The sequence below is a fragment of the Flavobacterium franklandianum genome, from assembly GCF_007097365.1.
GTDB lineage: Bacteria > Bacteroidota > Bacteroidia > Flavobacteriales > Flavobacteriaceae > Flavobacterium > Flavobacterium franklandianum.
This window is the reverse complement of sequence record NZ_VJZR01000007.1, coordinates 126,761-148,630: the sequence shown is the minus strand read 5'-3', so window position 1 is coordinate 148,630 and position 21,870 is coordinate 126,761. Positions and strand designations below refer to the sequence as shown.

At 34.3% G+C, this 21,870-nt stretch carries 24 protein-coding genes; 19 read left to right on the top strand and 5 right to left on the bottom strand.

Going from position 1 to position 21,870, the window contains the following annotated elements; translation table 11 throughout:
* Positions 1 to 108: 108 nt before the first annotated feature.
* From FNW17_RS09925 to trxB, 11 genes are all read left to right on the top strand, one after another.
* Positions 109 to 294: a CsbD family protein gene (locus FNW17_RS09925; RefSeq protein WP_143392069.1), complete on the top strand. Its 186-nt coding sequence runs from the start codon at positions 109 to 111 to the stop codon at positions 292 to 294.
* A 16-nt stretch (positions 295 to 310) separates the two neighbouring features.
* Positions 311 to 802: a hypothetical protein gene (locus tag FNW17_RS09920; protein ID WP_143392070.1), complete on the top strand. Its 492-nt coding sequence runs from the start codon at positions 311 to 313 to the stop codon at positions 800 to 802.
* Positions 803 to 894: 92 nt separating this feature from the next.
* The gene (locus tag FNW17_RS09915) at positions 895 to 1,359 is read left to right on the top strand and encodes a sll1863 family stress response protein (protein ID WP_144071537.1); all 465 of its coding nucleotides are present in this window, start codon (positions 895 to 897) and stop codon (positions 1,357 to 1,359) included.
* 224 nt (positions 1,360 to 1,583) lie between these two features.
* Positions 1,584 to 1,736 carry a lmo0937 family membrane protein gene (locus FNW17_RS09910; protein WP_126563147.1) on the top strand — a complete coding sequence of 51 codons (153 nt, stop codon included), beginning with the start codon at positions 1,584 to 1,586 and terminating at the stop codon, positions 1,734 to 1,736.
* A 28-nt stretch (positions 1,737 to 1,764) separates the two neighbouring features.
* Positions 1,765 to 2,004: a YtxH domain-containing protein gene (locus FNW17_RS09905; RefSeq protein ID WP_126563146.1), complete on the top strand. Its 240-nt coding sequence runs from the start codon at positions 1,765 to 1,767 to the stop codon at positions 2,002 to 2,004.
* A gap of 251 nt (positions 2,005 to 2,255) precedes the next feature.
* Positions 2,256 to 3,056, top strand: coding sequence for an ATP-binding protein (locus tag FNW17_RS09900; RefSeq protein ID WP_143391499.1), 801 nt, complete (start codon positions 2,256 to 2,258; stop codon positions 3,054 to 3,056).
* A 296-nt stretch (positions 3,057 to 3,352) separates the two neighbouring features.
* Positions 3,353 to 5,119: an Ig-like domain-containing protein gene (locus FNW17_RS09895; protein WP_144071536.1), complete on the top strand. Its 1,767-nt coding sequence runs from the start codon at positions 3,353 to 3,355 to the stop codon at positions 5,117 to 5,119.
* A gap of 77 nt (positions 5,120 to 5,196) precedes the next feature.
* Entirely contained in the window at positions 5,197 to 7,221 is a 2,025-nt protein-coding gene (locus tag FNW17_RS09890; protein WP_144071535.1) for an OmpA family protein, read from the top strand.
* Between the two features lie 201 nt (positions 7,222 to 7,422).
* Positions 7,423 to 7,740: a hypothetical protein gene (locus FNW17_RS09885; protein WP_143391496.1), complete on the top strand. Its 318-nt coding sequence runs from the start codon at positions 7,423 to 7,425 to the stop codon at positions 7,738 to 7,740.
* A 132-nt stretch (positions 7,741 to 7,872) separates the two neighbouring features.
* On the top strand, positions 7,873 to 8,367 hold the full coding sequence (locus FNW17_RS09880; protein WP_143391495.1) for a hypothetical protein: 495 nt from the start codon (positions 7,873 to 7,875) through the stop codon (positions 8,365 to 8,367).
* 234 nt (positions 8,368 to 8,601) lie between these two features.
* Positions 8,602 to 9,549: a thioredoxin-disulfide reductase gene (trxB, locus tag FNW17_RS09875; RefSeq protein ID WP_143391494.1), complete on the top strand. Its 948-nt coding sequence runs from the start codon at positions 8,602 to 8,604 to the stop codon at positions 9,547 to 9,549.
* Positions 9,550 to 9,735: 186 nt separating this feature from the next.
* Here the strand turns inward: trxB and FNW17_RS09870 are convergent, their stop codons facing one another.
* The 5 genes from FNW17_RS09870 to FNW17_RS09850 form a co-directional block, all read right to left on the bottom strand.
* The gene (locus FNW17_RS09870; RefSeq protein ID WP_144071534.1) at positions 9,736 to 10,572 is read right to left on the bottom strand and encodes a GIN domain-containing protein; all 837 of its coding nucleotides are present in this window, start codon (positions 10,570 to 10,572) and stop codon (positions 9,736 to 9,738) included.
* Between the two features lie 265 nt (positions 10,573 to 10,837).
* On the bottom strand, positions 10,838 to 11,578 hold the full coding sequence (locus FNW17_RS09865; RefSeq protein WP_143391492.1) for a head GIN domain-containing protein: 741 nt from the start codon (positions 11,576 to 11,578) through the stop codon (positions 10,838 to 10,840).
* A gap of 2 nt (positions 11,579 to 11,580) precedes the next feature.
* Positions 11,581 to 13,302, bottom strand: a complete 1,722-nt coding sequence (locus FNW17_RS09860) for a PspC domain-containing protein (protein WP_143391491.1) — start codon at positions 13,300 to 13,302, stop codon at positions 11,581 to 11,583.
* Positions 13,303 to 13,304: 2 nt separating this feature from the next.
* Positions 13,305 to 13,637: a PadR family transcriptional regulator gene (locus FNW17_RS09855; protein WP_143391490.1), complete on the bottom strand. Its 333-nt coding sequence runs from the start codon at positions 13,635 to 13,637 to the stop codon at positions 13,305 to 13,307.
* Positions 13,638 to 13,696: 59 nt separating this feature from the next.
* Positions 13,697 to 14,152, bottom strand: a complete 456-nt coding sequence (locus FNW17_RS09850) for a DUF4870 domain-containing protein (RefSeq protein ID WP_144071533.1) — start codon at positions 14,150 to 14,152, stop codon at positions 13,697 to 13,699.
* Positions 14,153 to 14,386: 234 nt separating this feature from the next.
* Between FNW17_RS09850 and FNW17_RS09845 the strand changes: the two genes are divergently transcribed.
* From FNW17_RS09845 to FNW17_RS09810, 8 genes are all read left to right on the top strand, one after another.
* Positions 14,387 to 14,845, top strand: coding sequence for a DUF4442 domain-containing protein (locus FNW17_RS09845; protein ID WP_144071532.1), 459 nt, complete (start codon positions 14,387 to 14,389; stop codon positions 14,843 to 14,845).
* A gap of 345 nt (positions 14,846 to 15,190) precedes the next feature.
* Positions 15,191 to 15,754 (top strand): nucleotide exchange factor GrpE, encoded by a 564-nt coding sequence (locus FNW17_RS09840; RefSeq protein ID WP_394344369.1) that lies wholly within the window; start codon positions 15,191 to 15,193, stop codon positions 15,752 to 15,754.
* 78 nt (positions 15,755 to 15,832) lie between these two features.
* Positions 15,833 to 16,945 carry a molecular chaperone DnaJ gene (gene dnaJ / locus FNW17_RS09835; RefSeq protein WP_143391486.1) on the top strand — a complete coding sequence of 371 codons (1,113 nt, stop codon included), beginning with the start codon at positions 15,833 to 15,835 and terminating at the stop codon, positions 16,943 to 16,945.
* A gap of 145 nt (positions 16,946 to 17,090) precedes the next feature.
* Positions 17,091 to 18,008: an ABC transporter ATP-binding protein gene (locus tag FNW17_RS09830; RefSeq protein WP_143391485.1), complete on the top strand. Its 918-nt coding sequence runs from the start codon at positions 17,091 to 17,093 to the stop codon at positions 18,006 to 18,008.
* 167 nt (positions 18,009 to 18,175) lie between these two features.
* The gene (locus FNW17_RS09825; protein ID WP_143391484.1) at positions 18,176 to 19,495 is read left to right on the top strand and encodes an ABC transporter permease; all 1,320 of its coding nucleotides are present in this window, start codon (positions 18,176 to 18,178) and stop codon (positions 19,493 to 19,495) included.
* A 103-nt stretch (positions 19,496 to 19,598) separates the two neighbouring features.
* Positions 19,599 to 20,762, top strand: coding sequence for a sigma-54-dependent transcriptional regulator (locus FNW17_RS09820; RefSeq protein WP_143391483.1), 1,164 nt, complete (start codon positions 19,599 to 19,601; stop codon positions 20,760 to 20,762).
* 115 nt (positions 20,763 to 20,877) lie between these two features.
* Positions 20,878 to 21,570: a DEAD/DEAH box helicase gene (locus FNW17_RS09815; RefSeq protein WP_126563238.1), complete on the top strand. Its 693-nt coding sequence runs from the start codon at positions 20,878 to 20,880 to the stop codon at positions 21,568 to 21,570.
* Between the two features lie 39 nt (positions 21,571 to 21,609).
* Entirely contained in the window at positions 21,610 to 21,825 is a 216-nt protein-coding gene (locus FNW17_RS09810) for a putative signal transducing protein (protein ID WP_126563239.1), read from the top strand.
* The last annotated feature ends 45 nt before the right edge of the window (positions 21,826 to 21,870 follow it).

Here is a 21,870-nt window from a genome sequence, read left to right as displayed (position 1 = left end):
AATCTGTGAATGATATAACTTTTTAGTAAAGTTATGTAACAATTTTGAGCTGTAAGACAACCAACTTTGTAGCGTTGTGAAAATACGTTCACAGATAAATTAAAAAAGATGAATACTACAGAACTAACAGGAAACTGGGAGGAGCAAAAAGGCAAATTAAAACAAAAATTTGCTGCCTTAACAGATAATGATTTGCTATTTTTAAAAGGTAAAAAAGAAGAAATGCTAGGAAGAATACAAACAAAATTGGGTAAAACTAAAGAAGAATTATTCAAAATTATTAGTGAACTTTAATATAAAAACAAGAATTATGAAAAAAAATATTTTATTAGCTGCAATGTTATTTGGTTTAGCAATTGGAGTACAAGCACAAGATATTTCAAAAAATGCCATCGGTTTGAGATTGGGTAGTAATAATGGTTTTGGCACAGAAATTTCATATCAAACTAAACTTTCTGCTAAAAACAGATTAGAGTTGGATTTAGGATGGAGAAACGATAAATATGAAGACAATATAAAAATTGCCGGTATCTATCAATGGGTATGGAATCTTGATGGTGGTTTAAACTGGTACGCTGGTATAGGTGGTGGAGCAGGTACTTGGAGATACAATGATAATGGCGGAATAAATGATAACGGAGCTTTTGCTTTTGTTGCTGGTGACTTAGGAATTGAATATAATTTTGATTTTCCATTACAGGTTTCATTAGATATTCGTCCTGAATTCTATTTGAATTCAGGCTCTTACATAGATGATCATTATGGATCTGATGTAGCTTTAGGAGTTCGTTATAGATTTTAATCTACCAGCTACAAAAACATAAAAATTGATGATTATTGAATGATAATCATCAATTTTTTTTATACTCTTTTTAAATCTAAAAAACAATAAAAATGAAAAAGTCAATTTTTACTCTAGCAATTATTACCGGTATTTCAGGAACAATGATATTGAGTTGCAAACCTGGTACAAACGAAGAAAAAGAATCTCAGGAGAAAGTAGAAATTGCCAGAGATAATGTTCAAGATGCAAAAGACAGTCTTAGAGTAGCCAAACAGGCAGCAACGGACAAAGAATGGAAAGCATTTAAAAACTCAGGAGATTCTATAGTTAGAATAAATGATTTACGAATTGCTGGATTGAAGCTCAAAATTAAAAAAACAGGAAAGGATATCGATTCAAAGTATCAAGAAAATATTGCTGTTTTAGAACAAAAAAACAAAGATCTTAAAATGAAAATGGATACTTATAAAAACGATGTAAGTAGTGATTGGCAATCCTTTAAAAGAGAATTCAAACACGATACCGATGAAATAGGTCAGGCCTTGAAAGATTTAACAGTTGATAATAAAAAATAGTAAGAGGGCGAGTTAATTTTCGCCTTTTTCATTAGATTCAAATGCAGCATCCCAAAATGTGTGAATGTTGTAACTAATCCAAAAAGTTATATAACAGTTTGAAATTCTATTTATTGCAACTTTGTATGGTAATCAATTAGAAACCAAAAAAGGGTTTCCGTAGAAAAAAAAGTTTTAATACGAGAACTTATTTATTCCATTTATAAATTTAAAAAACAACAATTATGAGCAATTTACTCTACACAATCGCAGTGATTTTAGTTATTTTTTGGGCCATTGGATTCTTTGCCTATAGCGCTGGATCAATCATTCACATACTTCTTGTTATAGCCATCGTTGCAGTATTATTGCGACTAATTCAAGGAAAAAGTTTATAAAAAAATTAAATAGAAAAAAATAGAAATTATGAATTCAAGTAAAGTATTATTAGGAGTTTTAGGTGGCTTGGCCGCTGGTGCATTGGCAGGAATTTTGTTTGCACCCGATAAAGGATCTAAAACAAGAAAAAAAATCGTGGACAAAAGCAAAGGTTTTGCAGATGATATGAAAGGAAAATTTGAAGAATTATACGAAGATGTAACCGACAAATATGAAAACCTTTTGCAAGATGCCAAAGGATTGGTTTCAAAAAATCAAGTGAAATAATCTATTATTTAAAAAAAGGATTATAAATAATGGTGCAACAAGATTTGAAAAAGGCAATATGAAAGTAGATGATTGTAATAAGACAACTTTAATAGTGCTAAAGCGAAACATGCTAGGAATAATAGTCGTTGTTTTTCACCTTTGTCAGACTCTAAAGGCAGTTTCAATTATTGTTGCATTATTTTCGTTTCAAAAAAATTACAATTTATCTCAAGGGTTTATTTTAACAAATATATTAAATAGGAGTTTTAATGAAACCTACTAAAGAACAAGATATTTTGAAAGAATCCATCGCTTTGATGGAAACTAAACTCGCCAGAAAATTAATCTTAGCTAACAAGAAATCTGTAAGCAAAAACGAGGAAATTGAAATAAACTCAAAAGATTTAATATTAGTAAACAATGAACTCGGCTTGCAATACAAAGAAAGAGGAATTCTTACGGCGGAATTGATTTTAGCAAACAAAAATCTCGCTTTTCAATACGAAGAAAAGGAAAAACGTGCTTCCGAATTAGTCATTGCAAACATTGAATTGGCGTATCAAAATGAAGAGAAAGAAAAAAGAGCCTCGGAATTAGCCATTGCTAACCATGAGCTTGTCTTTCAAAACGAAGAGAAAGAGAAAAGGGCAGTAGAGTTAATTATTGCAAATAAGGAACTTGCTTTTCAAAAATTGGAAAAAGACATACGTTCATCAGAACTTATTGTTGCCAACAAAAAACTAATTTTTAAGTCTCAGGAAAGAGAAATTAGGAAGGCTGAACTCAAGATTCTAAATAGAGACCTTAAAATTGCCGAAGAAAATCAAAAAGAATATGTTAGAGGTCTAGAAGAAATGATGTTTATGACTTCACATAGAGTAAGACAGCCTATTGCAAATATTATTGGTTTTTCAAATATTTTGGATCAATCTATAAATTCACCAGACGATTTAAAAAAAGCAATAGCTAGTATCAAAGAATCGGCTCTCACTCTGGATGCTTTTACAAGAGAATTGACAACATTTATTTGCAAATTAGGGAGAAAAGGCAATAACAAAAAAGGAAAATAACCACACTATTATAAAAAATAAAAGTTCTGAATAATTGAAACTATTTTAGTTCTTTAAAAGAAATCGAGGCCCATAAGCCTCGATTTTTTTGTTTTATGAATAAACAAAATAAAATAGCAAGAATGCAATTTTTTATTAAAAATAAGGCTTTTTACAATTGATTTCATTTAAACAATAGAAAAATATGTGAATAATGTAATAATTAGATAAAATTGTGTAATTCTTAGAAGCAATAACTGAATCACCTTTGTTGCATAAAATTTAACCTATAATAAAATAAGTAAATCCCGAAAAAAATGAAAACAAAAAAATTACTTTCGACCTTTGCAATACTATTTATTGCTTTAATTTCAGGCTGTGCAACTGACGATTTCAATGAAGTCGTTGGCGTATGTCCAGTTGTATCCTCTACGGCGCCTACTAATGGTGCTTTTGGAGTACCACTTAATCAAATAGTTTTGGTCAATTTCAACGAAGAGATGAATCCTGAAACCATCAACCTATCCTCTATTATTATTACTGCAGGAGATGTTGTTATACCAGGAACAGTTTCTTATTCAGGTCTCACAGCAACATTTACACCTACAAACCGTCTTACCACAAATACGCTGTATACGGGTAGAGTTACAACTTCAGTCAAAGATGTAGCAGGCAACGCATTGCAAACAGATTATATTTGGACATTTACAACAGGTCTGAATCCTCTTGTAGTTTCAACAGATCCTGCAAATGCTGCTATTGACGTTAGTCCTAATAAAATCATTACAGCAACTTTTAATATGTCTATGAATCCAGCGACTCTGAATACTTCAACATTTACGGTTAAGCAAGGAACTACTGTAATAGCAGGAACTATTTCTTATACTGGAACAATGGTTTCCTTCACTCCTACTACTCCATTGGACGAAAATAAAATGTATACTTGCACAATTACAAAAGGTGCCGAAAACACTATCGGAACTGAATTAGCCAGCGATTATGTTTGGATATTTACTACAGGTTTAAGACCCATTGTAATATCAACCGACCCAGCAAACAATGCTACCGGAGTCGCACTTAATAAAGTTATTAGAGCTACTTTTAATATGCCAATGAATCCATTAACTTTAAGTGCGACAACATTTACCGTTAAACAAGGAGCAACAACTATATTAGGCGCTATTTCATATTCAGGATCAACAGTATCGTTTACGCCTAGTACTCCTTTATTAGGAGATAAAACCTATACTGTAACCATAACTTCGGGTGCTCAAAATAGTGCTGGAATCCCAATGACCAATAATTATGTTTGGAACTTTACAACTGTAATTCCTGTAATTGTAACGCCACCACCAGTAGCAACAAGCAATTTGTTCTTTGGAGTTTTCGGGGGAAATGCGGGAATAACCAATCAAGGATTATTTACTGTTGTGAATGGAAATATTGGAACAACGGCTGCTGCAACTTTGGTGACCGGTTTCAAAGAAGTTTTAACAGGTGATGTTTATACCGTAACTCCATTGAATGAAGGACTTGTAATGAAAGAAATATTCGCAGCTGCTCCAGCCCCAGGAAATGCGACCAAAGCGGCTACTGCTTTAGCGGGATTAAATGCTGCAAGAGATGCTTATATAAGCATATCACCAGCTTCAATGCCAGGTGGTCTTGATCCAGGTGCAGGAGAACTTGGAGGATTAACTTTAGCTCCTGGTATCTATAAATCAGCTAGCGGTACTTTCGATATAACAAACGGCGATCTTACATTAGATGCTCAAGGTAATCCGAATGCAATATTCGTTTTCCAATGTGCTTCTGCTTTAACAGTTGGTGATTCAGCTCCAAGTAATGTCAAATTGATTGGCGGTGCTTTAGCTAAAAATGTGTATTGGTATGTAGGTAGCGCAGCAGTTATTAATTATGCTGGTGGTGGAGTGATGTCAGGAAATATCATTGCAAACTCGGGTGTGACTTTGTCTTCTCCAGCCAATAGTACCAATGCCAGTGTGACTACTTTAAATGGTAGAGCCATTTCACTAGTTTCTTCGGTTACTATGGTAAATACAGTAATTAACGTACCCAACTAAGAGTTAAAAATAAATAATATTCAAATAAAATGAATCCCGTCTCCGGGCGGGAATTATTAACCTATAAAAAAATAAAAATGAAAGCTAAAAATAATTTTAATGAGAATTCATGTCAGACATGGTTCCCTAACCTAACCCTCAAAAGTATTTTACTAATTGCTTTGGTTTGGTTCAATATTCAAACACCAGCTCAGGCACAAGAAGTACAATATACAAAACCATCTTGGTGGTTTGGTGTAGCAGGTGGAGCCAATTTTAATTTCTATGAAGGCTCAACGCATCAGTTGACTTCTGATTTTACTCCTCCTGTAGTTTTTCACGAGGGAAAAGGAATTGGACTATTTGTAGCACCTCTTATCGAATATTACCGTCCCGAAACAAGATGGGGTTTTATGTTCCAAGCGGGTTATGACAATCGTAAAGCTACGTTTGACCAAGTAGATTCTTCCTGTAACTGTCCTACAGATTTAAAAACGAACATTAGTTACATTACGGTAGAACCAAGTTTACGTTTTGCTCCATTTAAATCAAATTTATTCTTATTTGCTGGTCCACGTGTGGCTTTCAATATGGATAAATCATTTACATACCAATTGGGTATCAACCCAGCTTATCCAAATCAGGCTCCAACTCCTGAAGTCAAAGGAGATTTAAGTGATATGAATAAAACCATTATTTCGATGCAAGTCGGACTTGGATTCGATATCCCTCTTTCTTCACAAACGAGCAAAACACAATTCGTGCTTTCTCCTTTTGCTTCATTTCATCCTTATTTCGGACAGGATCCAAGATCTATAGAAACTTTGAACATCACCACTATTAGAGCAGGTGTTGCGCTTAAATTTGGTCAAGGACGTTTAGTTACAGTACCAGAGGACAAAGTAGTAGTGGTTGCAGATCCAGAAGTTCAATTTTCGGTTAGCGCACCTGCCAATGAGCCAACTAAGGTACGTGTAAGAGAAGTTTTTCCATTACGTAACTATGTATTCTTTAATGTGGGTTCAACCGAAATTCCAAGTCGTTATAAACTACTTAAAATAGAAGAAGTAAAAGACTTTAGAGAAGATCAATTAGAAATGGTAACTCCTATAAACCAATCGGGTCGTTCAGAACGTCAGATGAATGTGTATTATAATGTGATCAATATTCTGGGAGATCGAATGATAAAAAATCCATCAACTACCATTACGTTATTTGGTTCATCAGAACAAGGACCACAGGAAGGTAAAGCTATGGCTGAATCTGTTAAATTCTACTTGGTCAATACATTTGGAATCAAAGGGTCCAGAATTACTACCAAAGGGCAATCTAAACCAAATATCCCGTCAACACAACCAGGAGGAACATTGGAATTAGATTTATTGCGTGAAGGTGACAGAAGAGTTTCAATCGAAAGTAGCTCTCCTGTTTTATTGCAAGAATTCCAAAGTGGTTCTGACGCAAAATCAGCAGCAGCAATGCCTTTGCAAGAAGCACCAATCGAAAGTTATGTAGTTTTTGATGTCAAAGGCGCTAACGAAGCTTTCTCAGCTTGGTCAATACAATTGGTAGACGAAACTGGAAAATTACAAACTTTTGGACCTTATACTCAAGAAAGTGTGAGTTTGTCAAGCAAATCTATTTTAGGAGACAAAACTCAAGGAGACTATAAAGTAACCCTGACAGGACAAACTAAAAGTGGAAATATGGTAACCAAAGAAACAACTTCACACATCGTACTTTGGGAACCAGCCAAAATTGAAGAAGGTTTAAGGTACAGTATCATTTATGAATTTAACGCATCAAAAGCCATCACAATTTATGAAAAATACTTAACTGAGGTTGTAGCTCCAAAAATTCCTGCAAACGGAAAAGTGATTATTCAAGGACATGCAGATATTATTGGTAACGATGCTCACAATTTGAAATTGTCTCAAGCTCGTGCAAATGATGTGAGAACCATTCTTGAAAGTGCTTTATCTAAATCAGGTAGAAGCGATGTTAAATTCGAAGTTAGTGCTTACGGTGAAGATCCAAATCAATCGCCTTTTAACAACAAATACCCAGAAGAACGTTTCTATAATCGTACAGTGATTATTGATATTTTCAACAATGGCAAATAAATTGACTAACAATTAGTCTAAACGTTTGTTAATAGCAAAGAGGATAGGGATTTATTTTCCTATCCTCTTTTTTATTGCAAAAAGGAACTGGTTATAAATATGTGAATTTTATAAATCTTTACAATAAAAGTATAACATCTAAAGCCTGAATGTTTTACACCTTTGTCCTTTAATAAATTTAACCTTTAAAACAAAAACAATATGAAAAAATTACCTCTTTATTTAATGATGACAGTGTTGTCGTTAAGTATATTCCCAACCTCAATGAGTGCAAAAGAAAAAGATCCAATTGCACTTACAGCCAATCCAAAAGAAGTTCCAGCTGAAGTAAAAATTATGATTAACCGCCTGGAAGAAATCAAAGCAATGGACAAATCGTCAATGACTAAAGTAGAAAAAAAAGAACTGCGTAAAGAGGTTCGAGAAATTAAAGCCAATTTGAAATCATCAAGTAGTGGGGTTTACCTATCTGTTGGAGCAATAATCATTATCATTCTTTTACTAATTCTTTTATTGTAATGATTGTCAATTGCTTAATAGCAACTTAACAACTATTAAATACAAATTTCAGATTACTGGCATAGTTGTTGGTTTTTAAGAAAGTGTTGAACAACAATATAGAATTTAATAACAATTAAAAACCATGCAATTATGAAAACTTTAAAAATAATTACTCTAGCAACTCTGCTCCTTTTTGCCTCCAATGCAATGCAAGCGCAAGTTTCGATTAACGTAAATTTAGGAGTACAACCCTCTTGGGGTCCTGTAGGATATTCTTCAGTAAATTACTATTACATCCCAGATGTTCAGGCTTATTATGATGTAAGAGCCACTCAATTTATTTATCTAAATGGTGGAACTTGGATACGATCAGGTCATTTGCCTTACCAATATCGAAATTATGATTTAAACCGAGGGTATAAAGTGGTGTTGAACGATTATCACGGTACAAGACCTTATTCTCAATATAAATATCACAAACAAAAATATTATAAAGGATACGGTAAACCACAAAAATCGATTGGGTATAGAAGTGATAACAACGGAAATAAAGGAAACGACAATCGAGGAAATAATGGCAACAAGGGTCACGATAACAAAGGAGGAGACAAAGGTCACGGAAATAAAGGCCACGGAAAAGATTAATTTCCATTTATCTGTATAAAATTGAATTATTTAAACTAAAAATATCGGAATTTTAAATTCCGATATTTTTTTTGTTTATACCTTTTAGAATCCAATTAACTCGATAATCCAATAGTAATCGCTTTGAAGAAGAAATTTTTTATTATTGAATAACAAAAAATGATTATTCAACTTCCATAATACAGCATTTATGACTTATTTTTGTGCTGTTTAAAAATATAAATAAAACTTATTATGTCTACTACTATCGAAAAAATTAAATGCCTAATTATAGGTTCTGGACCTGCAGGATATACTGCCGCCATTTATGCCGCTAGAGCCAGTATGAACCCCGTTTTATACCAAGGAATGCAACCCGGTGGTCAATTAACAACGACTAATGAAGTCGAAAATTTCCCTGGGTATGTCGATGGAGTTACAGGTCCAGAAATGATGATTCAATTGCAAGCACAATCACAACGTTTTGGTGCAGATATTCGTGATGGTTGGGCAACCAAAGTTGATTTTAGTGATGGTATTCATAAAGTTTGGATTAACGATACTATCGAATTGCATTGTGAAACTGTAATTATTTCAACAGGAGCATCAGCAAAATATTTAGGATTAGAATCCGAGCAACATTATCTCAAAATGGGTGGTGGCGTTTCGGCTTGTGCGGTTTGTGATGGTTTTTTCTATAGAAATCAAGAAGTAGTTATTGTTGGAGCGGGAGATTCCGCTTGCGAAGAAGCACATTATTTGTCTAAAATGTGTTCCAAAGTAACGATGCTTGTTCGTAGTGAAAAGTTCCGAGCATCCAAAATTATGGAAGCACGAGTTCGCAAAACCGAAAATATTACTATTTTAATGAACCACGATACGGTGGAAGTTTTAGGAGATGGTCAAGTAGTTACTGGTGTGAAAGCCAAAAACAAAACCACAGGCGACATTTTTGATATTCCAGCTACTGGTTTCTTCGCCGCTATTGGTCACAAACCCAACACCGATATTTTCAAGGAGTATCTAACTCTTGATGAAACTGGTTATATTGTGAATGTTCCAGGAACTTCAAAAACAAATGTGGCTGGAGTTTTTGTAGCTGGTGACGCCGCAGATCATGTGTATCGTCAAGCTATTACGGCTGCTGGAACAGGATGTATGGCTGCTTTAGATGCTGAAAGATATTTGGCCGCTCAGGAATAATTAAAATTTTACGCTCCTCAAGTTCCTCTAGAAATAACATTCAGTATTTTTTAAACCATTAAGAAATTTAGGTTCATTAAGATTAAACTTAATTTTCTTAATTTCTTAATGGTTTTATATTTATTGTGAGTTTATATTTTAAATGTTTTAATTTTCATACAAACGTAGAAGAATCTAATTTTATCTTTATTTAGTTGGTTTTTTACTTAAAATAGCGTTGTCAGTAAACCGTAACATTTCTATTTTTTGGTCTCCATACAGCTCAATTTGAGCATTTTCAGTAGCATCAATACTAATAGTTGTATTCACATTGATACTACAATTCGAATAACTTTCGGCAGCTAATTGGGCATTTGCAATAGCAAGATTATTTCCTGAATATTTAGCATTATTATCTAATCTAATGTTGGCATTGGTCACCTCTCCTTCTAAATTAGCGATTGCTTTTTGATACATATCACATTTCAAATCTGTTGCCGTTATCAAGGCTTTCAAGTTGGCATTCTTACTCAATTCGATAGTCGCTATTTCTGCTTTTAAATTGAGTTCCACTTTTGAATCATTCTCCGACTGCAAAGTAAAACTCTTTGAATTTACGTTCAAATACAGTTTAGATTCATCTAAGGATTTAAAAGCAATTTCATTCAATTGAATCTCCTGAATCGCATTGATAACGGCTTCATTTTTTGAAGTTATCATTTTCAATTCATTGGTATAAGTGATTCTGACGATTAGTTTTTTGTAATTGGTAGCCGTTTTCGAACTATAAACCCGAAGTGTTTTTGCCGTCAAATCAATAGTGATAATATCGTGAAGATTATCGTCAGCTTCAATTTTCAATTCACTTTTTTCGCCTCTATCTAAATTTACTTCGAGATTATCACCTATTTCAATGTTTTCAAAACTACCAATCTCTTTTTGTTCAATCGTTACTATTTTCGACCCTTTTATCTTTTCTTTCTTTTGTGCCAATACCAATGTGGAAACTAAAAGAACTAGAAGTAAGACGTTATATTTTTTCATTTTAATTAGAGTTTGAAAATTATTATTTTTTGAAAATTTGTTTTAAACCACATAGTTTAAAAATTTTGAAACATAGATTTAGGTTTTAAAAGAAGCTTCACTTTTTCATAGTTTTCATAGCTATGAAAAGTGGAAAGCCTATTTTATCTATATGGTTTAAAAATTATGCCTTGTGATTTCTACAGCAAAAACACGATATTACAAATATAAAAAAATCATTCACTTTTGATGAATGATTTTTGTGATTTTTGGCAAATAGAGAATTTTAATTTTCGCTGACGCTTCCACCAGAAGATTCTTCTTTAGCTATTGTTTTGGGAACTTTATAATAATCGATAGAACCGCCACTTGAGGCTTTTGCATCTAACTTCAAAATGGGATAAACGGAGGTGCTGCTGCCACTTGTGGTTTGTGCAATCACTTCGTTTGCCATTAAATCTTTGGCATCGATGGAACTTCCGCTTGACGAAGTAGTTTCTAATTTCAGTGCTTTTCCACTCGCATCAATAGAACTTCCGCTGGAGCTTTCTAACGTAATTGCATCGGCTTCGACCTCAATATTGATCCGGCTTCCGCTACTGGATTTCGCATTGATATTGTTGGAAATTAATGTGCTGTTGCTATTAATTTCAGATCCGCTGCTAGCTCTCAAACCATTGACAACTGGCATTTTTACATTCACAACCGGTGTTTCGGTTGAATTGTAATTGGTATCCGATTCAATTTTCAAGACACCATTTTCTATTTTGGTAATAATGTGTTCTTGCAAATTATCGTCTGCTTCTACCGTTATCGATTTGGTGTCCGCTTGTTCCACATTTACTATAATTCCTTGACCCACTTCGATAATTTTAAAATCTTCATTGGCTGTTCGAATTTCGCTAGTTATGTTTCCACTTCCTTTTATACCATCACCAAAATTGAAAGAGGGATTGCAAGAGGAAAAAAGTAGGGCTATTAAGGCAGCTACAATAAATTTGGTTATTATGGTTATAATTTTAATCATAACTAATTGTTTTTAATGATCACTCCGTCTTTATCTACTGACAACCCTTTTTTGGTAGTCGTTTCTTTAACCTTAACTACTTCACCATTAACAGTTACTGTTGTTGTAACAACGCTATCGGTTTCTTGTTTAGTATCAATAGTGATATTTTCGTTGTCTTCATTTAGACAATTCTGACATTTTATTTTATCACTCTCCACTTTAAAAATTTCATTTTCATTAGGATGCCAATAAAAATAGTCATCATCCGTTTGGTCATATCGAGCTACCGAGTCGTCCATTTTCAATAAAGTGCCTAAAGGTAAGAATAAAGTTATTTCGATGTCTTGATCACGGAATTTTTCTTTTAAATCTGTTAATAAATAATTGTCAAAAACCAATTGGTTTCCAATAATTTTATAACTGTATTTTATTTTTTCGGCTCTTTGTTTGGCTTCGAATAGGTTTTTTCCTTTCGCTTCTTTTTCGATTTGAATGTAAGCTGATTGGGTATCGGTTTGCGCAATTTTGAAACTTACATTATTCGAATAGATCACATCATTTCCTGTAGAATCTATAGTGATTTTAAAATTGCTATTGTCATCAATATTCTTGGCAAAATAATCATTGTGTTTGAATTTTATCAAAAGCGTATCCGTTGGCTTCAAGTTGAAGTTTTCTTTAACCACAACTCTTCCGTCTATGGCAAAGGCCGATGCTTGTTTTAATCCAATGGCGATTGCCAATGAAACAGCTATAATCCAAATCGCTAATAAAGTAGATTTCGCAATATTGCCTATTGATTTTAAGTTGGGTGACAATAATTTGAACCCTAATAAAGCTAGGAAGAAAAATGGAATTCCAACTGCAAAGAACATAATTAATCCAAAGGTCCAAACCGGATAATCGGTAAAATTCCCAGCTTCAATAAATCCTTGCCAAGGCACATCAATTAAAGAAGAAGAACCTAAAGTAAATACAGCAATAAACAAGGCAGCTAAAATGCAAAGTCCTGCAATGATCAAAATCACACCTAGAATTTTTGAAAAAACTCTCAACACTGCAATTATAAAATCACTTAGCGAGCTCCCAATTTTTTCGGCTCCGGTTTTTACGCGATTTCCCATTTCGTCATAATTGGCATTTTTGAATTTGTCCGAAACATTCTCAAATTCCTCTCTTACCTTTTTTTCAATATTTGAAATCGTTACTGGTTCGCCAGTCATTTCTAATTTTTCGGCTGTGGTTACTGCTTCTGGCATTACGATCCAAAGGATGATATACGCTAAAACTCCAGTTCCCCAAGCAAAAAACATAATTAAAAAGAAGATTCGCAACCAAACTTTATCGATTCCAAAATAGTGTCCTAAACCGGCTAAAACTCCTCCTATCATTCCACCCTCTTTGTCACGATATAGTTTTCGACTAGCCGTTGAAGTACTCGAAGAATAATTAGTTGATGTAGTACCAATACCTTCCTCGTCGATTCTATAATCCTCTGGCTGACCCATTACGGCAATAACTTCGTCAACATCCTTGAGGCCTACAACGTGTTTCTCCGTTTTTTGTTTTTCGGTTAATAATTCCGAAACACGCATTTCAATGTCTTTTATGATTTCGTCCTGACCTGATGAATTTGATAGTGAACGTTTTATGGCATCAAAATATCGGGTTAATTTTTGGTATGCATCTTCGTCAATATGGAAGAACATTCCTCCTAAATTTATGTTTACAGTTTTGTTCATGACTATTGTTTTTTGGTTGTGATTAGGTTTACTGCATCCGACAATTCCGTCCAGGTGCTATTTAATTCATTTAAAAAAGTGTGTCCAATTTCGGTCAAACCATAATATTTTCTTGGCGGACCAGATAGTGATTCTTCCCAACGGTAATTGAGTAATCCGTCGTTTTTCAATCGGGTGAGCAACGGATAAACCGTTCCCTCCACAACCAGTAATTTTGCGTTTTTCAAAGTGTCTAATATTTCTGATGTGTATGCCTCTTTGTCTTTTAAGACTGACAAGATGCAAAACTCAAGAACACCTTTGCGCATTTGGGCTTTTGTGTTTTCAATGTTCATAACTCTCTTTTTTATTTTTTGATTGGATTGAACTGTTCATTTTTTGATTGATTTGATGATTATTTAATAAATGGTATCGTTAGCGGATACTGAAATCTTTCTCCGTTGGAAGCTTTTACCGAAGCATAAATGATTAGAAAAAATTCGGCGACTTTCAAACCTACAAATAGAAAAATGGCTACGATTGCTACAATTGCTATTCCAGTTATATTTTCTATACTTAAGTGATGTCTCATAAAATCTCCATCATTTATTATTGTATCTAATGGGATATTGCTAAAAACTGTAATTAGAATTATAGGAATGGCAATAATGGCAAGAACCAAAGAATACAAAAACATACTCAATTGAAAATTAAGAACTTGCTTGCCATTAAAATCAATAAATTCAGATTTGTCTTTATTAGAACTCCAAATCAGAATCGGAAAAATGTAATTTCCAAAAGGAATACAATATTGACTCAAAGCACTCAAATGAGTAAAGGTCGCAAGGTTTTTATTATTAGTGGTTTCCATAATATAAAAGTATATAGTAATTTCTTATGCAAATATATATCTAAAAGACAGTATCTTGTATCGCATAGTACCAAATATTAACAAAAAATTAACACATTAAACAATGTTCGATTTTACATATAAACTGCGTAACTAACTTATATATAGATAGTTGATTAAATTATTATTATAAAAAAAAGGATAGTAGATTTATAGCCAATTTTTGTTATTTTTACAAAAATAAATATAATAACAATGAAATTTTCAGCATCAAATCTCAATAAATTTCTTTTTTTTAAATTGCCATCCGCCTATTTTTGCGGTGTTCGTGTCAAACAAATCGAAGATGCTACTTGTGTAGTCGAGGTAAAACACCGTTGGATCAATCAGAACCCCTTCAATTCAATGTATTTTGCCGTGCAAGCTATGGCAGCAGAACTTTCTACAGGAGCTTTGGTGATGAATCACATTCAAAATAGTGGAAAAAAAATTTCGATGTTAGTAGCCAATAATAAATCAAATTTTTCCAAAAAAGCCACAGGAAGAATCACTTTTGTATGTGCTGATGGACTTTTGGCAGCAAAAACTATTCAAGAAGCTGTTGAAACGGGTGAAGGACAAACTTTTTGGATGAAATCTATCGGAACAAACGAAAAGGGAGAACAAGTTTCAGAAATGAATTTCGAGTGGAGTGTTAGGACTAAACTAAGCTGATTTTGTTATTTTTAGGGCATAAAAAAAGCTTTGTTTGTAGAAACGAAGCTTTTCTTAAATATAATACTGAGTGAATTAATAATAATTTAGAGCCCAAGAGCTAACCTCGTTTGTTCTATTTTGCGAACTGTACAAATTTATACAAACTAAATCGCGATAGTCTTAAAATTATATTAAAGTTTTTTTCAAATCCCTAAAAAACATTTCTTGTTTAAAAAAAATGCGCAACAATAAAAAACATTTAAGAGGTGACAATTTGACATTTTTTAAGTTTTGGCAGTACTTTTGCAATCTAAAGAAAAGAATAAAATGAAGTTTACCAATTTTTTTAAAAATAATACAAGAATGACGACTGAAAACCAGCTAAACGACGAAATTGTTAATCAAACTCCAATTGAAAACAATGAAAATAATACCGATGCATTAGACGCTTCAATTGAAGAAAGAGTAGAAGAAATATCAAAAGAAGAACAATTATCACAAGACTTAGCCTCGGAAAAGGATAAATTCTTGCGTTTATTTGCCGAATTTGAAAACTACAAACGCAGAACGGCTAGAGAACGTATCGAGCTGTTTAAAACCGCAAATCAAGATGTTTTACTTGCTTTGTTGCCTGTTTTAGATGATTTTGACAGAGCATTATCTGAAATCAAAAAAACAGACGACAATATCCTAATTCAAGGTGTTGAATTGATTCAAGAAAAATTAAAAAACACATTAGTATCTAAAGGATTAGAGCAAGTCGAAGTAAATGCGGGTGACGCTTTTGATGCTGATTTTGCCGAAGCAATAACTCAAATTCCTGCGCCATCACCTAAGATGAAAGGGAAAATTGTAGATGTAATAGAAAAAGGATACAAATTGGGAGACAAAATTATTCGTTTTCCAAAAGTGGTAATCGGTCAGTAGAGACGCGATTTATCGCGTCTTATATAATCGAGGAGACGCAATAAATTGCGTCTGTACGTATCATACAAAAAAATAAAAATGAAAAAAGATTTTTACGAAATACTTGGCATTTCCAAAAATGCCGATGCTGCCGAAATAAAAAAGGCATACAGAAAAAAAGCACTCGAATTTCATCCTGACAAAAACCCCGGAAATGCTGCAGCGGAAGAAAGTTTCAAAGCAGCTGCCGAAGCTTATGAAGTACTAAGTGATCCTCAGAAAAAAGCCAAATTCGATCAATATGGTCATCAAGCTTTTGATGGTTCTGGAGGTTTTGGCGGCGGTCACGGCGGAATGAATATGGATGATATTTTCAGTCAATTTGGAGATGTTTTTGGTGGTGCTTTTGGTGGTGGTGGTTTTGGAGGCGGTGGCGGACAACGTCGTGTCAAAGGAAGCAATCTTCGCATAAAAGTAAAGTTGACTCTCGAAGAAATTGCAAACGGAGTCGAGAAAAAAGTTAAAGTAAAACGAAAAGTTCAAGCTCCAGGTGTTTCTTATAAAACCTGTTCCACCTGTAATGGTCAAGGGCAAGTAATGCGGGTAACCAACACCATTTTAGGACGAATGCAATCAGCTTCAACTTGTCCAACTTGTGGCGGTTCGGGTCAAATATTAGACAAAAAACCATCGGATGCCGATTCACAAGGAATGATTCTAGAGGACGAAACGGTTACCATAAAAATTCCAGCTGGAGTGGTTGACGGAATGCAACTCAAAGTTTCCAACAAAGGAAATGATGCGCCAGGCAATAGTGTTCCAGGGGATTTAATCGTAGCAATTGAAGAAATCGAACACGAATTCTTGAAACGCGAAGGCGAAAACTTGCATTTTGATTTATACATCAGTTTCTCTGAAGCAGTACTCGGTATCTCAAAAGACATTTCGGCCATCAACGGAAAAGTGAGAATCAAACTCGACGAAGGCATTCAATCTGGAAAAATCCTTAGATTAAAAGGAAAAGGAATCCCGAGTATCAACGGTTACGGAACGGGTGATTTGTTAGTTCATGTCAATGTTTGGACACCAAAAACACTCAATAAAGAACAAAAACAGTTTTTTGAAAACAACCTCGAAAACGAAAATTTTGTTCCAAATCCTGAAAAAAGTGATAAATCCTTTTTTGAAAAGGTAAAAGATATGTTTTCATAATTTTTAATTATGTCAATTTTTCCCATCCTTGCAAGTCAAGGGTGGGTTTTTTTGTTTTATTTAACACCTTTTTACGCCCTATTTTTCTATTTTTACAAACTCTTGACCGAAAAGTCAAACCGATGAAATAAATCAAAAAATCAGTATGAGTAATATACTTGAAGTAAACAATGTTGTCAAGAAATACGGTGATTTCGTTGCTCTAAATGAAGTTTCGTTAACCGTTCCAAAAGGAAGCATTTATGGGCTTTTGGGTCCAAATGGTGCCGGAAAAACATCATTGATTCGAATCATCAATCAAATCACAATGCCTGACAGTGGTGAGATCATTCTGGATGGTGAAAAACTAAGTCCCAAACACGTTCAGTACATTGGCTATTTACCCGAAGAACGCGGTTTGTATAAAACGATGAAAGTGGGTGAACAATGCCTGTACTTAGCACAAATGAAAGGGCTTTCGAAAGCCGAAGCCAAAAAACAATTGGAATATTGGTTCGAAAGATTAGAAATCCAAGGATGGTGGAACAAGAAAATACAAGAACTCTCTAAAGGAATGGCACAAAAAGTGCAGTTTGTGGTTTGCGTTTTACACAAACCCAAATTATTGATTTTTGACGAACCGTTTTCAGGTTTCGATCCTGTAAATGCCAATGTTATCAAAGACGAAATCTTAGAATTACAAAAACAAGGTTCTACCATAATTTTCTCAACGCATCGCATGGAAAGTGTTGAAGAATTGTGTGATCATATTGCGCTCATTCACAAATCAAACAAACTCATCGAAGGAAGATTAGACGATGTGAAACGAAAATTTAGAACCAATAGTTTTGAAGTGGGTATTGTATCGGATAATGTTGAAGGTCTGATGTATGACATTACTCAGAAATTTAAAGTAGGTCAAACAAATTTCAAATCACTCAACAATGAAATAAAACTCGAAATTCAACTCGGTAACGCAACACCAAATGAGTTGCTGAACCTACTAACTCAAAGAGGACAAGTAACCCATTTCATAGAAAAAATACCTAGTGTCAACGATATTTTTATACAGGCTGTAAGTTAATAAATTTAGATTTTAGTCCCGAAACTTCGGGATTATAATGAAGATTGGAAAATCTAGAACTTAAAATCTAAAATCAGATCCGAACGATAGTAAACGGGTGAAGCAATCTAAAATCAGAACTCTAACACGAGCGTCAACGAATTGGCGAAGCAAATCTAAAATTTCAAATGAGTAGTATTATATCCTTAATAATAAAAAGAGAATTTTTTGCCAAAGTACGCAATAAATCATTCATAGTCATGACTTTTTTGAGTCCGTTGCTTTTTGTGGGAATAGCCGTTTTTGTGGGGTATTTGAGCACTATGAAAGCCGATACAAAACAGGTCGCAATTCACGACGAAACCGGTTTGTTTGCCAATGAATTTTTATCATCGAATAAAAATGACGCAGAATATAAATATCTGGATTTAACAGCAATAGACATTAAATCGCTGAAAGATAGCATCACAAACGAGAGTTACGAAGGACTGCTTTACATCCCGAAAGTCCCTAATAACAAGGAATTAGAAAGTAAAATTCAATATATTTCGAATGAAAGTCCCAGTTTATCTTTTATAGAAAACATTCAAGATATCATAGCCCAAAAACTCACCAAAGAAAACTATCAAAAAGCGAATTTAGACACGATAGCCATAACTAATGCTAAGTCTAAAGTTGCTATTAGTCTAGCCAAGGCTTCGGGAGAGCAAAGTGTTAAAGGCCTTAACGAAATCAAGATTGCCATCGGAGGAGCGTTTGGGTATCTCATTATGATGTTCATTATTATTTACGGCAATATGGTAATGCGAAGTGTCATCGAAGAAAAAACCAATCGTATTGTCGAAATCATCATTTCGTCAGTAAAACCATTCCAACTGATGATGGGAAAAATCATCGGAACCTCATTAGCAGGATTGTTACAATTCTTTATTTGGGCCATAATAGGATTATCAATGATGCTGGTGGCTTCCTACTTTTTAGGATTAGAAACTTGTCCAGCACCAAAAATACCCTCCGATGCGATGCAAACAGCGCATCAACAAATGACTGGAACCGCACAAATGTATGTTCAAGAATTATGGAATTTACCCATCACAACTATTCTAATTAGTTTTGTGATTTATTTCATTGGCGGTTACTTTTTGTACAGTTCGTTTTACGCCTCAATTGGGGCTGCGGTCGATAACGAAACCGATTCACAACAATTTCTTTTGCCTATCATTATGCCATTGGTCCTCGCCGTTTACATCGGATTTTTTACCGTAATCAACGATCCTCACGGAACAGTAGCCACCGTATTTTCGATGATTCCCCTCACCTCTCCAATCGTAATGCTAATGCGAATTCCGTTTGGCGTACCTTTGTGGCAATTGGCTCTATCTATCACCATACTTTTCGGGACTTTCTTTTTTGTGGTCTGGTTTGCCGCAAAAATATATAGAGTAGGAATATTAATGTATGGCAAAAAACCAACATGGAAAGAATTGTATAAATGGTTGAAATATTAAAATAATTTGGAGCTATTTCCCGCTATTCGTTGCAATCTTTATTGTTTTTGGCAGCAAAAACAATAAAGGATTTCCACTGCTATCGGGGCTAAAAAAACATAAGATGTCAAAAATACTAATCATAGAAGACGAAGCCGCTATTCGAAGAGTACTTTCAAAAATACTTTCTGAAGAGAACGATTCCTATCAAGTTGAAGATGCCGAAGACGGACTTCAAGGCCTAGAAAAAATAAAAAACAACGACTACGATCTGGTTTTGTGCGACATAAAAATGCCCAAAATGGACGGAGTTGAAGTCCTCGAAGCAGTCAAAAAAATAAAACCCGAAATCCCAATGGTAATGATTTCTGGTCACGGTGATATGGAAACGGCTATTCAAACGATGCGTTTGGGCGCTTTTGATTACATCTCGAAACCACCCGATTTAAATAGATTGTTGAATACCGTTCGCAATGCTTTAGACAGAAAACAACTTGTTGTTGAGAATAAAATTCTGAAGAAAAAAGTTAGTAAAAACTACGAAATGATTGGCGAAAGCGAACCTATCGATCGCATCAAATTGATGATCGAAAAAGTAGCGCAAACCGAAGCCAGAGTTTTGGTTACAGGACCCAACGGAACCGGAAAAGAATTGGTTGCCCATCAATTGCACGAAAAAAGTCAACGAGCAAGCTTCCCGTTAATCGAAGTCAATTGTGCCGCTATTCCGAGTGAATTGATAGAAAGTGAATTGTTCGGTCACGTGAAAGGCGCTTTTACCTCGGCGGTGAAAGATAGAGCAGGAAAGTTTGAAGCGGCTGATAAAGGAACTATTTTCTTAGACGAAATTGGCGATATGAGTCTTTCAGCTCAAGCCAAAGTATTACGAGCTTTACAAGAAAATATGATTACCCGAGTGGGTGCCGATAAAGATATTAAAGTAGATGTTCGCGTGATTGCGGCAACCAACAAAGACTTGAAAAAAGAAATTGCCGAAGGTCGTTTCCGAGAAGATTTGTACCATCGATTGGCAGTAATTTTGATTAACGTACCTTCGCTGAATGAAAGAAGAGACGATATTCCGTTATTGATTTCACATTTCTCCGAAAAAATTGCTTCCGAGCAAGGAAATGCAATCAAACATTTTTCCAAAGAAGCAGTTACCTTATTACAAGAATACGATTGGACAGGAAATATTCGCGAACTCAGAAATGTGGTAGAACGATTGATCATTCTAGGTGGAAACGAAATCTCGGAAAGCGATGTGCAGCTGTTTGCCAGTAAATAAAAGCCGACTAGTTCACTAATAGGTGACTAAACACAAGAATTAAACAAAAAAGATTGTTTTAGATTTTTCAGGTTTTCAAATCTAAAATCTAAAATCCTAAATCTAAAATAAGCAAATGAAACTAAAAAAAATAAACGAGAATCTTCAAGAAGCCCTCATCAATAATGGTTTGACGGAAGCCAATGAAATGCAAAAAGAAACCTTTTCGACCCTAAAAAGTGGTGTTGATTGTATTATTATTGCGCCAAATGGAAGCGGAAAAACGACAACAATTGTTATCAATGTGATTCAAAAATTGGCTGGAACCAATGAAGAATCTCCGCGTGCTTTGATTATTGTGGAAGACAAAACTAAAGTATTGGAAATGGTAGCTCTTTTCGAACAATACGGGAAAAATTCAGGTTTAGAGGTTTTTGGTGTGCACGAAAAAGGAGATACCGATTATGATAAAAATTATATTTCTACAGGAATCGATGTTTTGATTGGAACACCTAACAAATTGAACGATTTGTTCAGTACTGCTGGGTATAATGTCAACCGATTGCGAATGTTAATTCTTGACGATGCCGATCCCATTTTGAAATTGCGTCACGAAACCAAAATTATGCGCATTTCGAATAGCATTGCCAAAACCCAACGGATTATTTTTACGGATGTGCTCACCGAAAGAATCGAAATTCTAGCCGATAAAATGTTGGTAGAACCCTTCGAATTCGATTTTGAAGAAGAGGAAGATGATTTTGAAGAGGATGAATCGGGAGAAGAAACTGATTTTGAAGAGGACGAAGACAGTCTTGAAGAAGAATAATTGATATTCAACAACAAACAATAAACAACAAACAATAGTATGGGATTAATGAAAGTGTTTTCGGGAAGTGAAATTTTAGCAGTTTCCCTTAAGAGTAAAATTGAAGCAATAGGAATAGAAACCGTTATTCGCGATAACAACCAATCGAATGTGTTTCCAAGTATTGAAAATACTAAAGCAGTAGAATTGTTTATTCAAGAAACTGACTTTTCAAAAGCAAACCCAATAATTGAGGAGTTTAGGTTGAGTATCTAACTGCTCCGCAAAGTCTCCGACTTTGAGGATGTGTTTTTCAGTCTC